This is a genomic window from Pseudomonas sp. YH-1, from assembly GCF_051990045.1.
Taxonomy (GTDB): domain Bacteria; phylum Pseudomonadota; class Gammaproteobacteria; order Pseudomonadales; family Pseudomonadaceae; genus Pseudomonas; species Pseudomonas nicosulfuronedens.
Window position 1 is genome coordinate 5,648,439 of sequence record NZ_CP178184.1, and the last position, 16,704, is coordinate 5,665,142.

The 16,704-nt window shown below is 65.6% G+C and carries 20 protein-coding genes; 3 read left to right on the top strand and 17 right to left on the bottom strand.

Annotated features, from left to right (window positions below):
* Window positions 1-85: 85 nt before the first annotated feature.
* From flhB to ACKI1H_RS25835, 12 genes are all read right to left on the bottom strand, one after another.
* Window positions 86-1,222, bottom strand: coding sequence for a flagellar biosynthesis protein FlhB (gene flhB / locus ACKI1H_RS25780; RefSeq protein ID WP_138520537.1), 1,137 nt, complete (start codon window positions 1,220-1,222; stop codon window positions 86-88).
* Window positions 1,222-1,998 carry a flagellar biosynthetic protein FliR gene (gene fliR / locus ACKI1H_RS25785; RefSeq protein WP_138520536.1) on the bottom strand — a complete coding sequence of 259 codons (777 nt, stop codon included), beginning with the start codon at window positions 1,996-1,998 and terminating at the stop codon, window positions 1,222-1,224. The genes flhB and fliR overlap by 1 nt, the downstream gene beginning before the upstream one ends.
* Entirely contained in the window at window positions 1,998-2,267 is a 270-nt protein-coding gene (gene fliQ / locus ACKI1H_RS25790) for a flagellar biosynthesis protein FliQ (protein ID WP_138520535.1), read from the bottom strand. The genes fliR and fliQ overlap by 1 nt, the downstream gene beginning before the upstream one ends.
* 166 nt (window positions 2,268-2,433) lie before the next feature.
* Window positions 2,434-3,144, bottom strand: a complete 711-nt coding sequence (gene fliP, locus ACKI1H_RS25795) for a flagellar type III secretion system pore protein FliP (protein WP_425049018.1) — start codon at window positions 3,142-3,144, stop codon at window positions 2,434-2,436.
* Window positions 3,145-3,221: 77 nt separating this feature from the next.
* The gene (fliO, locus tag ACKI1H_RS25800; RefSeq protein WP_138520533.1) at window positions 3,222-3,701 is read right to left on the bottom strand and encodes a flagellar biosynthetic protein FliO; all 480 of its coding nucleotides are present in this window, start codon (window positions 3,699-3,701) and stop codon (window positions 3,222-3,224) included.
* Window position 3,702: 1 nt separating this feature from the next.
* Complete coding sequence (gene fliN, locus ACKI1H_RS25805) at window positions 3,703-4,170, bottom strand: flagellar motor switch protein FliN (protein ID WP_081519290.1); 468 nt, start codon at window positions 4,168-4,170, stop codon at window positions 3,703-3,705.
* Between the two features lie 22 nt (window positions 4,171-4,192).
* Window positions 4,193-5,164, bottom strand: a complete 972-nt coding sequence (fliM, locus tag ACKI1H_RS25810) for a flagellar motor switch protein FliM (protein WP_054907284.1) — start codon at window positions 5,162-5,164, stop codon at window positions 4,193-4,195.
* A 9-nt stretch (window positions 5,165-5,173) separates the two neighbouring features.
* Window positions 5,174-5,695, bottom strand: a complete 522-nt coding sequence (gene fliL / locus ACKI1H_RS25815) for a flagellar basal body-associated protein FliL (protein WP_440466755.1) — start codon at window positions 5,693-5,695, stop codon at window positions 5,174-5,176.
* Between the two features lie 391 nt (window positions 5,696-6,086).
* Window positions 6,087-7,391 carry a flagellar hook-length control protein FliK gene (locus ACKI1H_RS25820; RefSeq protein WP_440466756.1) on the bottom strand — a complete coding sequence of 435 codons (1,305 nt, stop codon included), beginning with the start codon at window positions 7,389-7,391 and terminating at the stop codon, window positions 6,087-6,089.
* Window positions 7,392-7,457: 66 nt separating this feature from the next.
* On the bottom strand, window positions 7,458-7,799 hold the full coding sequence (locus tag ACKI1H_RS25825; protein WP_138520530.1) for an Hpt domain-containing protein: 342 nt from the start codon (window positions 7,797-7,799) through the stop codon (window positions 7,458-7,460).
* A 55-nt stretch (window positions 7,800-7,854) separates the two neighbouring features.
* Window positions 7,855-9,552 carry a SpoIIE family protein phosphatase gene (locus ACKI1H_RS25830; RefSeq protein WP_138520529.1) on the bottom strand — a complete coding sequence of 566 codons (1,698 nt, stop codon included), beginning with the start codon at window positions 9,550-9,552 and terminating at the stop codon, window positions 7,855-7,857.
* A gap of 28 nt (window positions 9,553-9,580) precedes the next feature.
* Window positions 9,581-9,886 carry an STAS domain-containing protein gene (locus ACKI1H_RS25835; RefSeq protein ID WP_081519284.1) on the bottom strand — a complete coding sequence of 102 codons (306 nt, stop codon included), beginning with the start codon at window positions 9,884-9,886 and terminating at the stop codon, window positions 9,581-9,583.
* 248 nt (window positions 9,887-10,134) lie between these two features.
* Between ACKI1H_RS25835 and ACKI1H_RS25840 the strand changes: the two genes are divergently transcribed.
* From ACKI1H_RS25840 to ACKI1H_RS25850, 3 genes are all read left to right on the top strand, one after another.
* Window positions 10,135-10,851, top strand: coding sequence for a TorF family putative porin (locus ACKI1H_RS25840; protein WP_440466757.1), 717 nt, complete (start codon window positions 10,135-10,137; stop codon window positions 10,849-10,851).
* 143 nt (window positions 10,852-10,994) lie between these two features.
* A complete protein-coding gene (locus tag ACKI1H_RS25845; protein ID WP_440466758.1) occupies window positions 10,995-11,798 on the top strand; it encodes a helix-turn-helix domain-containing protein in 804 nt (267 codons plus the stop codon).
* 49 nt (window positions 11,799-11,847) lie between these two features.
* The gene (locus ACKI1H_RS25850; protein ID WP_440466759.1) at window positions 11,848-12,465 is read left to right on the top strand and encodes a LysE family translocator; all 618 of its coding nucleotides are present in this window, start codon (window positions 11,848-11,850) and stop codon (window positions 12,463-12,465) included.
* 7 nt (window positions 12,466-12,472) lie between these two features.
* Here the strand turns inward: ACKI1H_RS25850 and ACKI1H_RS25855 are convergent, their stop codons facing one another.
* From ACKI1H_RS25855 to fliH, 5 genes are all read right to left on the bottom strand, one after another.
* Window positions 12,473-13,126, bottom strand: a complete 654-nt coding sequence (locus ACKI1H_RS25855; protein WP_440466760.1) for a DUF1345 domain-containing protein — start codon at window positions 13,124-13,126, stop codon at window positions 12,473-12,475.
* Window positions 13,114-13,950, bottom strand: a complete 837-nt coding sequence (locus ACKI1H_RS25860) for an aminoglycoside phosphotransferase family protein (protein WP_440466761.1) — start codon at window positions 13,948-13,950, stop codon at window positions 13,114-13,116. The genes ACKI1H_RS25855 and ACKI1H_RS25860 overlap by 13 nt, the downstream gene beginning before the upstream one ends.
* Before the next feature lie 52 nt (window positions 13,951-14,002).
* Window positions 14,003-14,446 (bottom strand): flagellar export protein FliJ, encoded by a 444-nt coding sequence (fliJ, locus tag ACKI1H_RS25865; protein WP_440466762.1) that lies wholly within the window; start codon window positions 14,444-14,446, stop codon window positions 14,003-14,005.
* Between the two features lie 124 nt (window positions 14,447-14,570).
* Window positions 14,571-15,926 carry a flagellar protein export ATPase FliI gene (gene fliI, locus ACKI1H_RS25870; protein ID WP_440466763.1) on the bottom strand — a complete coding sequence of 452 codons (1,356 nt, stop codon included), beginning with the start codon at window positions 15,924-15,926 and terminating at the stop codon, window positions 14,571-14,573.
* A complete protein-coding gene (gene fliH / locus ACKI1H_RS25875; protein ID WP_440466764.1) occupies window positions 15,916-16,704 on the bottom strand; it encodes a flagellar assembly protein FliH in 789 nt (262 codons plus the stop codon). The genes fliI and fliH overlap by 11 nt, the downstream gene beginning before the upstream one ends.

Consider the following 16,704-nt stretch of genomic DNA (forward strand, 5'->3'; position numbering starts at 1 on the left):
ACGTTTCCTTGGCTGAACAGGCCGCCCGGAGCCTTCGACGCCGAGCGCAAGCCGACCATCCTACTGCACGTGCGGCGCCTGCGGGTCACTCGTCGCGGCGCAGATCCGGCGGGATCGGCAGGTCCGGCATCGGCCCCGGGCGCTTGCCCTTGCCGGCGCGGTATTGCTTGAGCTGGTAGACGTAGGCCAGCACCTGGGCCACGGCAAGGTAAAGCCCGGCAGGAATCTCATGGTCGAGTTCGGTGGAGTAGTACACCGCCCGCGCCAGCGCCGGGGATTCGAGTACCGTGACCTTGTGCTCCTGGGCGATCTCGCGAATCTTCAGCGCCATGAAGTCGTTGCCCTTGGCCAGCAGCCTGGGCGCCCCGCCCTTCTCGGCGTCGTATTTCAGGGCCACGGCGAAGTGCGTCGGGTTGGTGATGATGACGTCGGCTTCGGGCACCGCCTGCATCATCCGCCGGTTGGCCATTTCGCGCTGCATCTGGCGGACCTTGGCCTTGACCTCGGGCTTGCCCTCGGAGTCCTTGTACTCGTCCTTGACCTCCTGCTTGGTCATCATCAGCTTCTTGCGGTTGTCCCAGAGCTGGAAGGGAACGTCCGCGGCGGCGATGAAGAGGATGCTGCAGGCCAGCCAGAAGGCGCTCCAGCCGACGATCCTGACGCTATGGATCATGGCCTGTTCCAGCGGCTCATGGGAGATCGCCAGCAGGTCATCCTGGTCGGCCTTGAGCACCAGGATCGCCACGATCAGCACCAGCACGAACTTGGCGAGGGCCTTGAGCAGCTCGGTCAGCGAGCGCAACGAGAACATGCGCTTGATCCCGGCCAGTGGATTCATCCGGCTGAACTTGGGCGCCAGCGCCTCAGCGGAGAACAGCCAGCCTCCCAGGGCGACAGGGCCGACCAACGCTGCGATCAGCAGCACCGCGAGGACCGGCCAGATCGCATCGGCGCCGATCTTGCCGCCGGCGATCAACAGGTTGAGCATGCTTTCGCTGTTCATCACCGTGGCGCGGTCCAGCTGGAAGCTGCCGCGCATCAGGCGCATCAGCGCATCGGCCAGGCTCGCGCCGAACATCAGCAGGCCGCCGGCGCCGGCCAGGAGCACAGCCAGGGTGTTCAGCTCCTTGGACCTGGGGAGCTGGCCCTTCTCGCGCGCCTCCCGGCGCCGTTTCTCTGTGGGTTCCTCTGTCTTGTCTTCGCTACTGTCGTTCTCGGCCATCAACGGGCCCCCACGAGTTCGCGAAGCAGGCGCAGGCCCTCACTGGCCAGCGCCTGGTACTGAGTGAGAATCTCGGCACTGCCAATCCAGACAATGACGAACCCCATGATGAGGGTGAGCGGGAAACCGATGGAGAAGATGTTCAGCTGCGGCGCGGCGCGGGTCATGGCGCCAAACGCCAGGTTGATCACCAGCAGGGCAGTGATCGCCGGCAAGGCGATCATCAGGCCGGCGCCCAGTACCCAGCCGAGCTTTCCGGCCACGGTGATGAAATGGTTGCTCGACAGTCCCTCGCCCACCGGCAGGGTGGTGAAGCTTTCCGCCAGCACCTCGAACACCACCAGGTGGCCGTTCATGGCGAGGAACAGCAGGGTCACCAGCATGGTGAAGAACTGCCCCAGCACCGGCACCGAAATGCCATTGGTGGGGTCGACCATGGAGGCGAAGCCCAGGCCCATCTGCATGGAGATGATCTGTCCGGAAATGACGAAGGCGTGGAACATCAGCTGCAGGACGAAGCCGAGCATGGCGCCGACGAGGATTTCCTGGGCAATGTAGACCATCGCCTTGAGACTCAGCGCATCCACCTGCGGCATCGGCGGCAGGTTGGGCACCAGCGCCACGGCAATCGCCAAGGACAGGTACAGACGCACGCGAGTCGGCACCAGTTGGGTACCGATGATCGGCATCACCATCAGCATGGCGGCGATGCGGAACAGGGGGAACAGGAAGGCCCCGATCCAGCCGCCGATCTGCGCGTTGCTGAGCTCGAGCATCAGCCGATCAGCGTGGGAATGCTGGTGATCAGGTGCTGGGTGTACTCCATCAACTGGCGCAGCAGCCAGGGGCCCAGCACGATGAGGGTGAGCAGCACCACCAGCAGGCGCGGCAGGAAGCTCAGGGTCTGCTCGTTGATCTGCGTGGCGGCCTGGAACATCGCCACGATCAGGCCCACCAGCAGGCTGGGCAGCACCAGGATGCCGACCATCACGGCGGTCAGCCAGAGCGCTTCACGGAACAGGTCGACGGCGACTTCGGGGGTCATGGCTGCTCCTCTTGCGCGGCGGCCTCAATGGAAAGCTCATTCGTAGGATGGGTGGAGCTTGCGATACCCATCAGGGGATTCGACCCAGGTATCGATGGGTATCGCTTCGCTCCACGCCATCCTGCGGTGCCACCGGATACCACTGCGCGGATGGGGATGGGCATCGCTAGACCGTCCCGAAACTGCCGGCGAGCGTGCCGATGATCAATGCCCAGCCGTCCACCAGGACGAACAACATGATCTTGAACGGCAACGAGATGATCAGCGGCGAGAGCATCATCATGCCCATCGCCATCAGTACGCTGGACACCACCAGGTCGATGATCAGGAACGGAATGAAGATCATGAAACCGATCTGGAACGCGGTCTTCAACTCCGAAGTGACGAACGCCGGCACCAGGATGGTCAGGGGCGTGGCGTCGGCGCTGGCGATGTCGGTGCGCTTGGAGAGGCGCACGAACAGCTCCAGGTCCGACTGCCGGGTCTGCGCCAGCATGAAGGACTTGATCGGCCCCTCGGCGCGGCTGATCGCCTCCTGGGCCGGAATCTGCTCGTTCAGGTAAGGCTGCAGCGCAGTGCTGTTGATCTTGTCGAAGACCGGCGCCATCACGAACATCGTCAGGAACAGCGCCAGGCCCACCAGGATCTGGTTCGACGGCGTGCTCTGCAGGCCCAGCGCCTGGCGCAGGATGGAGAAGACGATGATGATCCGGGTGAAGCTGGTCATCAGCATGACGAACGCCGGGATGAAGCTCAGCGCGGTCATGATCAGCAGGATCTGCAGGCTGACCGAATACTCCTGCTGACCTTGCGGATTGGTAGTCACGGTGATCGCCGTCAGCTGCGTCGGATCGGCGGCGAAGGCCTGTGGCGCCATCAACGCCAGCAGACCCAGTAGCAGCGGCGCGACTGCCTTGAGCGCGCCGATCAGAGTGGAGAGATTCGGCGAGCGGGTCACTGCGGGCGGCCCTTGTCCTTGTTCAGCAATTCCAGCAGACGCTGGGCGAATTCCGGCTGCGCCGGTTCCGATTCGGCAGCATGCACCGGCTGGCGCAAGACGTGCAGCGGGGTGATCCGACCGGGTGTCAGGCCCAGCAGCACCTGTTCCTCGCCCACCTGCACCAGCACCAGCCGATCACGCGGGCCGAGCGCCTGGCTGGAAATCAGGCGGATCGCCTGGTTGCCGCGCGGCACAACCTGTTGCACGCGGCGCACCAGCCAGGCGAGCAGGAAGATCAGGCCAACCACCAGCACCAGCCCCAACAGCAACTGCATCAGCTGTGCGCCGGCACTGCCGGTGATCAGGCTCGGCGTGGAGCTGGCATGAACGATGGCCGGATTGGACGCCGGCGCCTTGGCGGCCTCTTCGGCCGAGGCCAGGAGGGACAGCCCTGCCAGCGGCAGGACGGACAGCTTCGCGAGCAGGCGGGCCATGTCAGCGCAGCTTCTTGATGCGTTCGCTGGGGCTGATCACGTCGGTGAGGCGGATGCCGAACTTCTCGTTCACCACCACCACTTCGCCGTGGGCGATCAGGGTGCCGTTGACCAGCACGTCCAGCGGCTCGCCGGCCAGGCGATCGAGCTCGATCACCGAGCCCTGGTTGAGCTGCAGCAGGTTGCGGATGCTGATGTCGGTATGACCGACCTCCATGGAAATGGTCACCGGGATATCCAGGATCACGTCCAGGTTCGGCCCTTCGAGGCCGGCGATGGTCGGTGCCTTGGGAGCCATGCCGAACTCTTCCATCGGCGCGCGCGGTGCGGCGGGCACGGCCGGAGCCGCGGCGCTCGCCATCATGGCGTCGATGTCGTCCTGGTTGGCGTCACCCGATTCGGAGAGCGCCGCGGCCCACTCATCGGCCAGCGCCTGCTCTTCGGGAGTTACGTTTTCTTCGTCTGACATGGTGTGTCCTCTTGGGATTCGCTCAGCGCGGACGCACGAGCGGATCGAGAATCTGCAAGGCCAGGTTGCCCTTGTGCGAACCCAGCTTGACCTTGAAGGAAGGCACGCCGTTGGCGCGCATGATCATGTGTTCGGGCAGCTCCACCGGAATCACGTCGCCCGGCTGCATGTGCAGGATGTCCCGCAGCTTGAGCTGGCGACGCACAACGGTGGCGCCCAGCGGCACGCTGACGTCGAGAATGTCCTCGCGCAGCGCGTTGATCCAGCGCTCGTCCTGGTCGTCCACATCGGACTGGAAGCCGGCGTCGAGCATCTCGCGGATCGGCTCGATCATCGCGTACGGCAGGGTGATGTGCAGGTCGCCGCCGCCGCCATCCAGTTCGATGTGGAAGGTGGAGACCACCACCACTTCGCTGGGGCTGACGATGTTGGCCATCGCCGGGTTCACCTCGGAGTTCACGTACTCGAAGGTGATCGGCATCACTGCGTGCCAGGCCTCGGCGAGGTCGACGAAGGCCTGCTCGATGACCATGCGCACCACCCGCAGCTCGGTGGGGGTGAACTCGCGGCCTTCGATCTTGGCGTGACGACCGTCACCACCGAAGAAGTTGTCCACCAGCTTGAACACCAGCTTGGCGTCGAGGATGAACAGCGCGGTGCCGCGCAGCGGCTTCATCTTCACCAGGTTGAGGCTGGTGGGCACGTACAGAGAATGCACGTACTCGCCGAACTTCATCACCTGCACGCCACCCACGGCGACGTCCGCCGAGCGACGCAGCAGGTTGAACATGCTGATGCGGGTATAGCGGGCGAAGCGCTCGTTGATCATCTCCAGGGTCGGCATGCGGCCCCGGACGATACGGTCCTGACTGGTCAGGTCGTAGGACTTGATCGCCCCCGGCTCGACGTCGGACTCGGTTTCCACCAAGCCATCGTCGACGCCGTGCAACAGCGCGTCGATCTCGTCCTGGGAAAGTAGATCCTGCATGGCCATGGCCGGTACCTACTGCAATACGAAATTGGTGAAAAGCACTTGCTCCACGGTCAACTGACCGGTCGCCTTCTTCGCCAGTTCCTGAAGACTGGTCGTGGCCTGCTGACGGAGCATCTCCTTGCCGACCGGGGTCACCAGATTGTCGAAATTCTGGCTGGAGAACAGCATCACCAGCTGGTTGCGCACCAGCGGCATCTGCTCGCGCAGGGCATCCATCTGCGCCTGGTCGCGCCCCATCAGGGCAACGGCTACCTGAAGATAGCGCTGGCGGCCGTTCTGATTGAAGTTGACCACGAAGGACGGCGCGAGGATCTCGTAGATCGCCTGCTTCTTCGTCGGCTCCGCGTGTTCCGCGGCCTTGGCCTCGGCTTCGTCGGGCTTGGCGCTTTTGTGCAGGAAGAACCAGGTACCGCCCACCGACGCACCGACGGCCAGCAGGAAGGCCAGCACGATGATGATGATGAGCTTCAGCTTGCCCTTGCCGGGCGCCTGGCCATCGGGGAGAGAAGGCGTCTGTTCTTTCTTGGCCATGCCAATAATCCGTCACTTTTGCGGCGCGATGCGCTGATACCGGGGGTAACAGCAAGGGCTGTGCCAGTTCGGACGAGTCCCACTGGCGACGCCGCGGATATTACAGGCTAGACGGAGGATGTCACGGGGAGGTGTAAGAATTTTCGCCTGGGACGATCCAGACAGATTGACCAGGGGGCGAATCCAGGCTGGAGCTTGATGCTCGGCGCTCCCCTCTCCCCAGCCCTGGCTGCGCGCCCCGCTCCGAAGGGAGAGGGAGCTATCCGTGCCGTGCTAAGTGATGTGCCATCCGGCAAGCGCCGATCGTTCAGCGCGCTGCGAACAAGTCCCCTCTCCCTTCAGGGAGAGGGTGCTACAAGACCACGCCCATCGCTCGCAGGATCGCCAGGGATCACGCGTAGTAATCCACCAGCCCCCTGCCCTGCGCCGCCGCCTGCGGGCGGATCTCGGACACGCCACTGATCATCGGCTCGTCGTCACCGCTGCCGGTGCCGCCCATGCGCCGCGAGCCGCCGCGGTCATCACCCTGCTGCTGTTGCTGCCAGCCACGGGCGGACTGGTCGGAGACGTTGACGTCCAGCTGCATGCCCTGCTGGTTGAACATCTCGCGCAGGCGGTGCTGCTGGCTGTCCAGCGCTTCACGAACGTTGGCGTTGGCGCTGACGAAGTTCACCTGGGTCTGATCCCCGGTCATGTGGATGCGCACTTCCAGGCGGCCGAGGTTGGCCGGGTCCATCTGGATCTCGGCCGACTTGAGGTTCTGCGAGGACATCCACATCACCCGGTCCACCACCTGATCGGTCCAGCCGTTCTGCTGCACCGACACGGCCTGCCCCGGCACCAGCGGGTTCACCGGCCGGCTGGTCATGGCCTGCGGCGTGTTCAGCGCCTGTGTCAGCGACTCCAGGCGCGCGGCGAAGGCCTCGTTGCGCGGCATCTCCGGCTTGGCATCGGTCTGCACGTCCGCCAGTTGCTGGGGCAGGTCGACACCATCCTTCAGCGCGCCTTCGGCGAGCTTGCCTTCGGCGCCCTTGGCTGCCGAATCGGTGGTCAGCGCAGCAAGTGCGGCCGCCAGGTCATTCTTGCCGCTGGCATCCAGGGACTTGTCCCCGGCCTTGGCGGCGAGATGGCCAGTGAGCTGGGACTGTTGCACCTGCTGAGCCTGGTCGTCAGCGCCCACGGCGAGCGTCAGGTTTACCCCCGGAATCTCGTTGAGCTTCTGCAGGTCGCCATCGCTGCTGGCATCGGTCAGTTGGCTGGTGCCGCTGCTGACCACCAGCGGCGGCGCTTCGGGCTCCGGTAGCTGGCCGGTCATGCCGAGCATCAGCAGCGGGTCGAGGGTCGCGTCGGGATTGCTCTCGGTATCTACCACCTTCTCGTCCGCCTTGCTGGCGCCATCGGCCGGCAAGGCCTTGCCGTCGTCGGCAACCTTTGGCTGGTCGGCGGCAGCTGGCGCGGCGGAATCCTTGCTCGCGGCGTCCTTGTCGGCACTGTCCCGCGGCTTGTCGGTCTTCGCCTTCACCGGCTTGTCGGCCCGCTCGCTGGCCGCCGGACGCTGCTCCTTGGCGTAGACGTCGGCGAAGCTGGAACCCTTGTCGCTGCTGGTGCCGGGCGAGCCCTGGGCAGACTTGGAGAGCGCCGCCTTGGGCCGGGTGTCAGGCGTCGACGTCAATAAAATATCCGGGGCGACAGCCATCGGAGTTCTCCGTTGATGTGAATATCCAACACGGAGATAGCAAGGCGCGGGCCAACTCGAAAAAGCTCAGCGGCGGGCAGGCAGCAGCAGGGTACGGACGATGCCGAATTCGTGCTCGACCTTGCCGATCAGGCCCTGCGCGCTGGCCAGGTCGCTCTGCCGTGCGGCCTCCTCCAGGCGCTTGCACAGGCTGCTCAGTACCGAGGCGCCCATGTTGCCGCAGCTGCCCTTGAAGCTGTGCGCGGCATGTCGAAGGGCCGGCGCATCACTGGCGGCGAAGGCCTCGCGGATGCTGCGCAGGCGCTCCTCGGAGTCGCTGAGGAAGGTTTCCACCAGGAGCGGGTACTCGTCTTCCATGATCGACAGCAAATTGCTCAGCACGGCGCCATCGAGATGCGGCTCGGACATGGGGCACTCCCTGAAGGACGGCTCGCCACCCTTCAGGGAGACAAGAAGGCCTCGATTATGCCTGAGCCGACCAGAAGAACTCCACGGAGACGGTCTTGCCATCGGCCGACCACTGACAGCGATCAGACAATTGCCGGACCAGTGTCAGTCCACGTCCGCAGAGGCTGCCGGCAACTTTCTGCGAAGCCAGTACCGCGCCCACGTCGAAACCGTCGCCGCTGTCCTCCACCCGCACCAGAAGGCGACCGCCATCGCCGTGGGGGGCCAGGTCGAGGTGGAAGCGCACGAAGCCGTCGCGCAGGGTGACCAGGCGCTTGCTGCGCTCCTGGTAATAGCGGGCGAAGCCGGCGGCATCGCACTTGAGCGAGGAATCCAGGCCCATGACGCCGTGCTCCAGGGCGTTGGAGTACAGCTCGGCGAGTACGGTGTAGAGCGCGCCGCCGCGCGGGCGCAGGTCGTGTACTTCCATCAGCAGCTGCAGCAGGAAGGGCAACGGGTTGAAGTTGCGCAGGGTCGGCGCGCGGAATTCGAAGCTGGCAGACCAGTCCAGCGGGCTGCTCAGGCCGTTGTCGGAGAACGCCAGCGGCGGGCGCTGCAGCGAGTCCTCGGGCACCAGCGCGATCTCCAGCATGCTGACGTCGTCCTGGGCCTCGCCACGGAAGCGCGCCAGGGCGGCCTGGATACCGTCGAACAGACGCGCCGGATTCAGCTCGCTGTCGTAGACCTCACGCAGACGCTGCTCGCCGAACATCTCGCCGGCCGCGTTGCGCGCCTCCAGCACGCCATCGGAGAAGAGGAACACGCTGTCGCCCTCCTCCATCGCATAGACCTCGCAATGGTCGCTGAAGGCCGAGGAATCGAGGATACCCAGCGGCAAATGCCGCGACACCAGCGGCACGATTTCGCGCGGTTGCCGGCGCAGCAGGTAGCCATTGGGCAAGCCGCCGTTCCACACCTCCACCAGGCCACGCTGGAAGCTCAGGTTTAGCACGGCGGCGCAACAGAACACGCCCACCGGGAGGATGCGCTTCAGCTTGGCGTTCATCTCCCGGAGGATGTCCGCCATCGGGTAACCCTTGGCAGTCATGCCATAGAACACTTCAGCCAGCGGCATGGCACCGATGGCCGCCGGCAAGCCGTGGCCGGTGAAGTCGCCGAGCAGCACGTGCATGCCGCCGGAAGGCTTGAATGCCGCCAGCAGCAGGTCGCCGTTGAACAGCGCGAAAGGCGATTGCAGGTAGCGGATGTTCGCCGCGTTCAGGCACCCCGAGTGCGCGACCTTGTCGAACACCGCCTTGGCCACCCGCTGCTCGTTGAGCAGGTGCTCGTTGTGCCGGGCGATCAGGTCACGCTGCTCCAGCACCATCCGCTGCAGGTGATGCAGGCGGCCCATGGCGCGGATCTTGGCTTCGAGGATGACGCGGTTGTAGGGCTTGGAGAGGAAATCATCGCCGCCCGCCTCCAGGCTCTGCACCAGCGCTTCGGGCTCGCTCAGCGAAGTGAGGAAGATGATCGGCACCAATTCCTCGCCCGCCTGCCGGCGAATCCGCCGCGCCGCTTCGAAGCCGTCCATCACCGGCATCAGCGCATCCATCAGCACCAGCTGCGGGCGCTCCTGGGCGAACAGCGCGAGCGCTTCCAGCCCGTTGGCGGCGGTGATCACGCGATGCCCCTGGCGGCTGACGATGGTCGACAGCAGCAGGCGATCGGCGGCGTTGTCGTCGGCGATCAGGACGGTGAGCAGTTCGGACATGGCCGTTGCCACTGCAGACGGCGCTGCGTCAGCTGATCTTGAACAGCTGCTCGAAGTTGGAGATGGACAGCACCTTGCGCACATCCGGGTTGCAATGCGCCAGGCTGATCTGCGCGCTCTCACCGCCGGCGTGGTCGCGTAGCAGCAGGAGCATGCCCAGCGCCGAGCTGTCGAGGTAGGTGGCGCCTTTCAGATCCACCACATAGCGCTTGGGCGTGGTCTCGACGCGCTCGTAGGCATTGCGGAACTCCTGGTGTGCGCCGAAATCGAAACGTCCCTGGACCACGATGGTGAGCTCCTGCCCGTCAGCGGAGGGAACGGAAGTGATGGCCATGGGATTCTCCTTATCGATCGATGGTCGCGCACGAGCTTGAAGATGTAGCAGCTAGCGATGACAGCGGCAACCTCGGCGAGCGATGGGAAACCGCCTCGCCAGACCGGTCGAACGGCACCCGGCAGGTCGATTAATGGACCGCCGGTCGCCACAGACCCGGCGAATGCCTTTACCCTTTTACGCGTGCGACGCAGGGCGAAGGTTCGCAAGAAACCTTGGAGGGGTCGCACCCGCAAGAAGGGGGGAGCATGTACAAGTCCATTCTCATCGCGGCCTGCGTGTTGTGCGCGGCGCCGCAAGCCGGTGCCCAGGTGATGCAGCGCGAGCTGGGCGATTTCGACCTCAAGTTCGCCAATTCGCCGACACGCAGCATGGCCCAGGGGCTGGTCCAGCCCGGGCAGGCCAACAGCGCCCAGGGTGGCCTCGACATCACCCACGACAGCGGCTGGTACGTCGGCAGCTGGACCTCGAACATCGAGCAGGAAAAGCCGCTGGAGATCGACAGCTATGCCGGTTTCAAGCACCTGCTGGGCGGCGGCAAGCTGGGCTACGAAGTGGGTACCCTGCGCTACACCCGACCGGAACAACCCGACTACGACAGCCAGGCCCTGTACGGTGGCCTCTCGGTATTCGGCAGCCGTCTCGGCGCGGCCTACAGCGCCCAGGCCGGGCGCAGCACCACTACCTTGTTCACCGACCTTGGCGTGCAGCCTGACCTTGGCTTCGACGTGACCTTCAAGTATTCCACCTACAGCCTTGCCTCCCCGGTGAGCCTGGACAGCGGCGGCAGCGTCAGCGCATTCGGCGACTGGTCGGTGAACTTCAGTCGCCCCTGGAACGGCATCGACCTGAACTTCTCCTACAGCGGCAGCAGCCTCACCGGTGGCGACTGCAGCGCCTACTCCGGGCACAACGCCTATTGCGACTCCGCGTTCATGTTCAAGGCGTCGCGGCCATTCTTCTGAGCCGAGTGGCGCTTGCAGAAAGTCAATTTCATTCAAGAGCGCCGCTGCACGGCAGGCTAAGGTTGCAGTCACTTCTCCCGTGATCGGCAACTCCCGGCGCGGCCCCTTCACCCGAACGCGCCCATCACCCAGGTGACCCAGCGATGCTGCACCGTGTGAACTGCACCTCCGCCGCCCTGCCCGGCCTGCGCACGGTCGAGATACTCACCCAGCGCAGCTTCCCGCGTCACGCCCACGACGAATACGGTATCGGCGTGATGCTCGAAGGCGGACATCGTTCCTGGAGCGGACGCGGCGAGATCGAAGCGCGCCCCTGCGACATCATCACCGTCAGCCCCAACGAGCTGCACGACGGCATTCCCCTGCGGGGTGCTCCGCGACGCTGGTGGATGCTGTATGTCGAACCCGCGGTGATCGAGCGGTGGGCCGGCGGCGAGTTGGCCGGACGGGAGTTCTCCCTGCCGGCGCTGGCCGACCCGCCACTCGCCCAGCGTATCGCCCGCCTGTTGCAGCACCTGCCGGGAGCTGGCGCAGACGAAGTTGCCGAGGGCGTACTCGACCTGTTCGGCGAACTGCTCGACGAGCGCACCGACACCAGCGTGGCAGCCCTGCCCAGTCGCGGCGTGGCGCGCATGCTCGAGCGGATTCACGACGACCCACGCAACGCCCCCGCGCTGGCGGAGCTGGCCAACATAGCCGGGCTGACACCTTACGCGGCGCTGCGTCGCTTCCGCCGCGAACTGGGCACCACGCCCCACGCCTACCTCCTGCAGTACCGCGTGCGACAAGCGCACAAGGCCATTGGCGAAGGCCGCACGCTGGCCGATGCCGCCCAGCTCGCCGGCTTCGCCGACCAGTCGCACATGACCCGCGCCTTCGCCCGTCAACTCGGGCTGACGCCGGGGCAATGGCGCACCTCGCTCAGGCAGCGGCCACCGGCACGCTGAATTCGCCAGCGCCACGCCCCTTTCTCATCCACACAGGAAACCCACAGGAATGAACGCAGAATTCCTGCTGACGGCGCTCGTCGTCGTTTTGCTGCCCGGCACCGGCGTGCTCTACACCCTGGCCGTCGGCCTCGGCCTTGGCGCCCGCGCGGCCACTCTTGCGGCACTGGGCTGCACGCTGGGCATGCTGCCGCAACTGCTGCTCGCCACTTTCGGCCTGTCGGTGATCCTGCAAGCCAGCGCAGCCAGCTTCCAGATCGTCCGGCTGCTGGGCACGGCCTATCTGCTGTTCGTCGCCTGGCAGGTGTTTCGCGGCAGCGGCGCGCTGGCGCTGGACTCGGCCAGCAGCCCGCGCAGCATCCCGCAACTGGTGGGCACCGGGCTCTGGCTGAACCTGCTCAACCCCAAGCTCGGGTTGTTCTTCCTGGCCTTCCTGCCGCAGTTCGTGCCAACCGGCAGCGAGAACTCCCGAGGGCTGTTCCTGATGCTGGGCCTGGTGTTCGCGCTGATGACCTTTATCGTCTTCATCGGCTACGGGCTGCTGGCGTCCTGGGTGCGCGAGCAAGTAATCGAGCGCCCGGCGGTGATGTCGCTGATCCGCTGGAGCTTCGCCCTCGCCTTTGTCGTACTGGCGCTGCGGCTGGCTGTCGAGACGTTCCAGCCCTGATCACCCGCTAGCCGATCAGCCCCGCGCCCATGTTGATCGCCAGCCCCAGGATCGCGGTGTTGAACAGGAAACCGATCACCGAGTGCGCCAATACCACCCTGCGCATCGAGCGCGAGGCAATCTCCACGTCGGAGGTCTGAACCGCCACGCTGAGGGTGAAGGAGAAGTAGAGGAAGTCCCAGTAGTCCGGGTTCTTTTCGCCCTCGGGGAAGCGCAGCACCGGCTCCGCCGCATCGGCCGAGTAGAACTGGCGGGCGTAGTGCATGGTGAAGATGGTGCCAATGAGGAACCAGGAACCCAGCACGGTGCTGGCGGTGAAGGCGTAGCGAACGAACTGCTCGCGGCCATTGGAGTGCCCTGCGATGGCCAATTCGACGACGATGGCAACCAGGCTCGCCACGGCTGCGACAGTGACCAGCACCAATACCGCCTCGGCGTTCTCGTCCTCGATCTCCGCCAGGCGGCGCACTTCCGCTGGCGCCGCACGCAGGGCCAGCCAGCCGATCAGCAGCACGTAGAGCCAGGCCATGCAGTTCCAGCCCAGCAGCACGCGAGTCATGGGCGCGAACCGATAGCACGCCAGCGCCACCAATACGCCGATGACGGCGGAGGTGATCAGGCGCGGATGCGCCTGCAACAGGGCTCGGTTCAAGCGCAGCATGCCATGCGGTCCAGCTCGGCGGCAGCCAGGTGCGCCACGCTCAGGTCACTCTCGGCAGCCATGCCGTCGTCGAGAAACCAGGCGGCGGAAAGACCGGCGAATGCCAGCACCCACTCCAGCAGGCGACGGCGATCGACGCGTGCGTGCTCGACGATCACGTCCAGCTGCCGCAGGAAGCGCGCGCGCTCGCGGGAAGTGGGCAAGTCCGGATTGCACAGCAGGTTGGCATAGTCGAACAGGCGCTCACCCTGCAGACGCTTGGGGTCGATGGCGCGCCAACCGCGCTCGGCGAAATCCAGAATGTTGTCATGGTGAACATCGCCATGCAGCACGCACTGGTCGTGCTCGCTGGCCAGCAGCGCCTCGGCGGTCTCCAGGCAGCGCGGGAACAGCTCGCCATAGCGCACGGCGGCAGGCGCGAGATCGCGGAACCACTCGCGCAAGCCGATCACCTCCGGCAGAGGTTTTTCCCGTGGCTGGTGCAGCTTGCGCACGACATCGCAGACGATGCGGCTTGCCTGATCGTCCTCGCCATGAAGCGCCATGTGCATCAGCGACCGTTCACCTTCGGCGCGCTCCATGAGAATGGTGTCGCCGTCGTAGGCATAGACCAGCGCAGCGCCGTCGCCATCCCACCAGTCGAGCACCTTAGAGCCCAGGCGTTCGTCGACGTCGAGGGCGCGCTTGAGCATGGCCGCCCGACCTTGCCAGCGAACCGGCAGCAGGTGGCTGCTCGGTGTGATGATCGGCTCGCCTTCGGCGCTGAGGCGCCACAGGGAGAAGACGCGCTGGAAATCCACAGGCACGGGAGTGGGAAGCGGCATGGAAAGGTTCCGGTCGGGATCTGACTGGAGCCTAGCACGGCCGCAGGCCGGATCAGTCGGCGGAAGGCTTCAGGCGCTGGGCGAATTCGTCGAGCTGCTTCTGCTCGTACTTGTCGGCAGCCATACGAGCTTCCTCGCGGTAGCGCTCCACCAGCTTGCGCAGCCCCTCGAGGCGAGCGTACTTCTCCTGCCAGATGACCCGTGCCTTGCCCACGTTGCCCTCGTGGAAGGCCACCGAGCGATTCTGCTGCTCGACGGCGCCCTCGAGCTGGGACAGGAAGCGCTGGTAGTTGATCAGCCACTGGCCACTGACACCCTGCTGGCCGTTGGTGATCCATTGTTGCTGGTAGTCGTAGCGGTAGCGCTCCAGCTCGGCGAGCTTGCGCTGCGCCTGCTGCAACTGGCCTTGCATCTGGCCAAGCTGCCGCGCGGCCTCGCGCTCGGCCTTGAGCGCCATGTCGACCACCGGGGCGAGGCGTTCGGCGCGACGGTTCATACACTCACCTCGCGATGCCGCGTGCGTAGGATGGGTGGAGCGCAGCGATACCCATGCTGCAACTCGCCGCGAACTGCCAGACGATGGGTATCGCAAGCTCCACCCATCCTACGGCCGAGCTTCATCACCCGGCCTTTCCGCTGACCACCGCGTCCAGCAGCAGGCGGCTGTCGTCGAGGTTCTGGCTCTCGTCCAGCGCCTGGCGGAGGAACTGGCGCATGATCGGGAAGCGCTGGATGGCCAGGTCGGTCTCCGGATCACCGCCGGCCACGTAGGCACCGACGCTGATCAGGTCGCGACTCTGCTGATAGCGCGACCACAGTTGCTTGAAGCGCTGGGCGTCGCGCAGGTGTTCGGGCGTGGTGACCTGCGGCATCACCCGGCTGATCGAGGCCTCGATGTCGATGGCCGGGTAATGGCCTTCCTCGGCCAGCCGGCGCGACAGCACGAAGTGGCCATCGAGCACACCCCGCGCGGCGTCGGCGATCGGGTCCTGCTGGTCGTCACCTTCGCTGAGCACGGTGTAGAACGCCGTGATGGAACCGCCACCCTTCTCGCCGTTGCCGGCACGCTCGACCAGGCGCGGCAGCTTGGCGAACACCGATGGTGGATAACCCTTGGTCGCCGGCGGCTCACCGATGGCCAGGGCGATCTCACGCTGGGCCTGGGCATAACGGGTCAGGGAATCCATCAGCAAGAGCACGTTCTTGCCTTTGTCACGGAAGTATTCAGCGATACGGGTGCAGTACTGCGCAGCGCGCAGACGCATCAGCGGCGCATCATCCGCTGGCGAGGCGACCACCACGGAGCGCTTCAGGCCCTCCTCGCCGAGAATGTGCTCGATGAACTCCTTCACTTCGCGGCCCCGCTCGCCGATCAGCCCGACCACGATGATGTCGGCCTTGGTGAACTTGGTCATCATGCCCAGCAACACGGATTTACCCACGCCGGTACCGGCGAACAGCCCCAGGCGCTGACCACGGCCGACGGTGAGCAGCGAGTTGATCGAGCGGATGCCGACATCCATCGGCTCGTGGATCGGGTCGCGCGCCAGCGGGTTGATGATCGGGCCGTCCATCGGCACCCAATCCTCGGCGCGCATGCCGCCCTTGCCATCCAGCGCGCGGCCGACACCGTCGAGCACGCGGCCGAGCATCGACATGCCCATGGGCAGGCGACCGGAGTCGGGCAGCGGCACCACGCGGGCACCAGGGGCGATGCCGACGAGGCTGCCGACCGGCATCAGGTAGATCTTGCTGCCGGCGAAGCCCATGACTTCGGCTTCCACCTGCACCGGGTGGTAGCCGCCGTCGTTGATGACCTGGCAACGGCTGCCAACGGCGGCCTGCAGGCCTTCGGCCTCCAATGTCAGGCCAACCATGCGCAGCAGGCGACCTTCCACCACCGGCTGGGCCGGCAGGCTCACGGCGTCGCTGTAACCCTGCAGGCGGCGGGCGAAGCTGACGCGATCAAGGCGCATCGGACTCGCCCTGGCCGGCGCCGAAGTCCACGTGCAGGTCTGGCTCCAATGCATGGGTCGCCTGGTCGCGTTGCTGCTCGAAGAGCTGTTTCACGGCCTGGGCCAGGCGCGTCTCGACCGTGGCGTCGACACGCGAGTGTTCGGTCTCGATACGGCAGCCACCGGGCAGCAGGCCGTCGTCCTCGATGATCTTCCAGCTTTCCTCGTGGCGATCGCGCAGGGCTTTCACCAGTTCGAAGTCCTGCGGGTTGACCTGGATGCGGATGTTGCTGGCGCCCATCGGCAGCAGCTTGAGCGCCTCGCGCAGGACCAGGCGGATCTGGCTGGAATCGGTGGCCAGCTCGCGCTGTACCACCTGGCGCACCACGTGGGTCACCAGGTTGAGCATGCCCTGTTCGAGCATCTGGTCCTGCTCGGCGATGGGGTCGAGCAGGTGCGACATCAGGGTTTCGAGGTTCTGCAGGCGCGGTTGCAGCGCCGCGTCGGCTTCCTGGCGCGCCTTGATCTGGCCGGCGTGGAAGCCGTCCTTCTCGCCAGTGGAGAAGCCCTCGTTGTAGGCCTCCTGGCGGATCGCCTCGAGTTCGTCGAGCGTCAGCGGCTTGACCTCGTCCTCCGGCACTTCCTCGATCTGCGGCTGTTCCTCGATCTCGGGTTCCGGTTCGGGCTCCGGTTCCGGAGCCGGTCGCGCCGGATCAAAGCTGGGCAACGACCAGCGGTCGAAGCCCGCCACGTCGCGCGCGCGGATCAGTTCGCTGAGTTTGTCCTCGTCCTTGACCAA

What these genes read in the sequence shown, in the direction of transcription:
- ACKI1H_RS25840 (WP_440466757.1), top strand. Translation starts at nt 10,135, where the DNA reads ATGTACAAGTCCATTCTCATCGCGGCCTGCGTGTTGTGCGCGGCGCCG.
- ACKI1H_RS25830 (WP_138520529.1), bottom strand. Translation starts at nt 9,552, where the DNA reads ATGTCCGAACTGCTCACCGTCCTGATCGCCGACGACAACGCCGCCGAT.
- ACKI1H_RS25825 (WP_138520530.1), bottom strand. Translation starts at nt 7,799, where the DNA reads ATGTCCGAGCCGCATCTCGATGGCGCCGTGCTGAGCAATTTGCTGTCG.
- fliQ (WP_138520535.1), bottom strand. Translation starts at nt 2,267, where the DNA reads ATGACCCCCGAAGTCGCCGTCGACCTGTTCCGTGAAGCGCTCTGGCTG.
- ACKI1H_RS25855 (WP_440466760.1), bottom strand. Translation starts at nt 13,126, where the DNA reads ATGCTGCGCTTGAACCGAGCCCTGTTGCAGGCGCATCCGCGCCTGATC.
- ACKI1H_RS25850 (WP_440466759.1), top strand. Translation starts at nt 11,848, where the DNA reads ATGAACGCAGAATTCCTGCTGACGGCGCTCGTCGTCGTTTTGCTGCCC.
- fliM (WP_054907284.1), bottom strand. Translation starts at nt 5,164, where the DNA reads ATGGCCATGCAGGATCTACTTTCCCAGGACGAGATCGACGCGCTGTTG.
- fliI (WP_440466763.1), bottom strand. Translation starts at nt 15,926, where the DNA reads ATGCGCCTTGATCGCGTCAGCTTCGCCCGCCGCCTGCAGGGTTACAGC.
- fliJ (WP_440466762.1), bottom strand. Translation starts at nt 14,446, where the DNA reads ATGAACCGTCGCGCCGAACGCCTCGCCCCGGTGGTCGACATGGCGCTC.
- ACKI1H_RS25835 (WP_081519284.1), bottom strand. Translation starts at nt 9,886, where the DNA reads ATGGCCATCACTTCCGTTCCCTCCGCTGACGGGCAGGAGCTCACCATC.
- fliL (WP_440466755.1), bottom strand. Translation starts at nt 5,695, where the DNA reads ATGGCCAAGAAAGAACAGACGCCTTCTCTCCCCGATGGCCAGGCGCCC.
- fliP (WP_425049018.1), bottom strand. Translation starts at nt 3,144, where the DNA reads ATGGCGCCACAGGCCTTCGCCGCCGATCCGACGCAGCTGACGGCGATC.
- fliO (WP_138520533.1), bottom strand. Translation starts at nt 3,701, where the DNA reads ATGGCCCGCCTGCTCGCGAAGCTGTCCGTCCTGCCGCTGGCAGGGCTG.
- fliR (WP_138520536.1), bottom strand. Translation starts at nt 1,998, where the DNA reads ATGCTCGAGCTCAGCAACGCGCAGATCGGCGGCTGGATCGGGGCCTTC.
- ACKI1H_RS25860 (WP_440466761.1), bottom strand. Translation starts at nt 13,950, where the DNA reads ATGCCGCTTCCCACTCCCGTGCCTGTGGATTTCCAGCGCGTCTTCTCC.
- fliN (WP_081519290.1), bottom strand. Translation starts at nt 4,170, where the DNA reads ATGTCAGACGAAGAAAACGTAACTCCCGAAGAGCAGGCGCTGGCCGAT.
- ACKI1H_RS25845 (WP_440466758.1), top strand. Translation starts at nt 10,995, where the DNA reads ATGCTGCACCGTGTGAACTGCACCTCCGCCGCCCTGCCCGGCCTGCGC.
- ACKI1H_RS25820 (WP_440466756.1), bottom strand. Translation starts at nt 7,391, where the DNA reads ATGGCTGTCGCCCCGGATATTTTATTGACGTCGACGCCTGACACCCGG.
- flhB (WP_138520537.1), bottom strand. Translation starts at nt 1,222, where the DNA reads ATGGCCGAGAACGACAGTAGCGAAGACAAGACAGAGGAACCCACAGAG.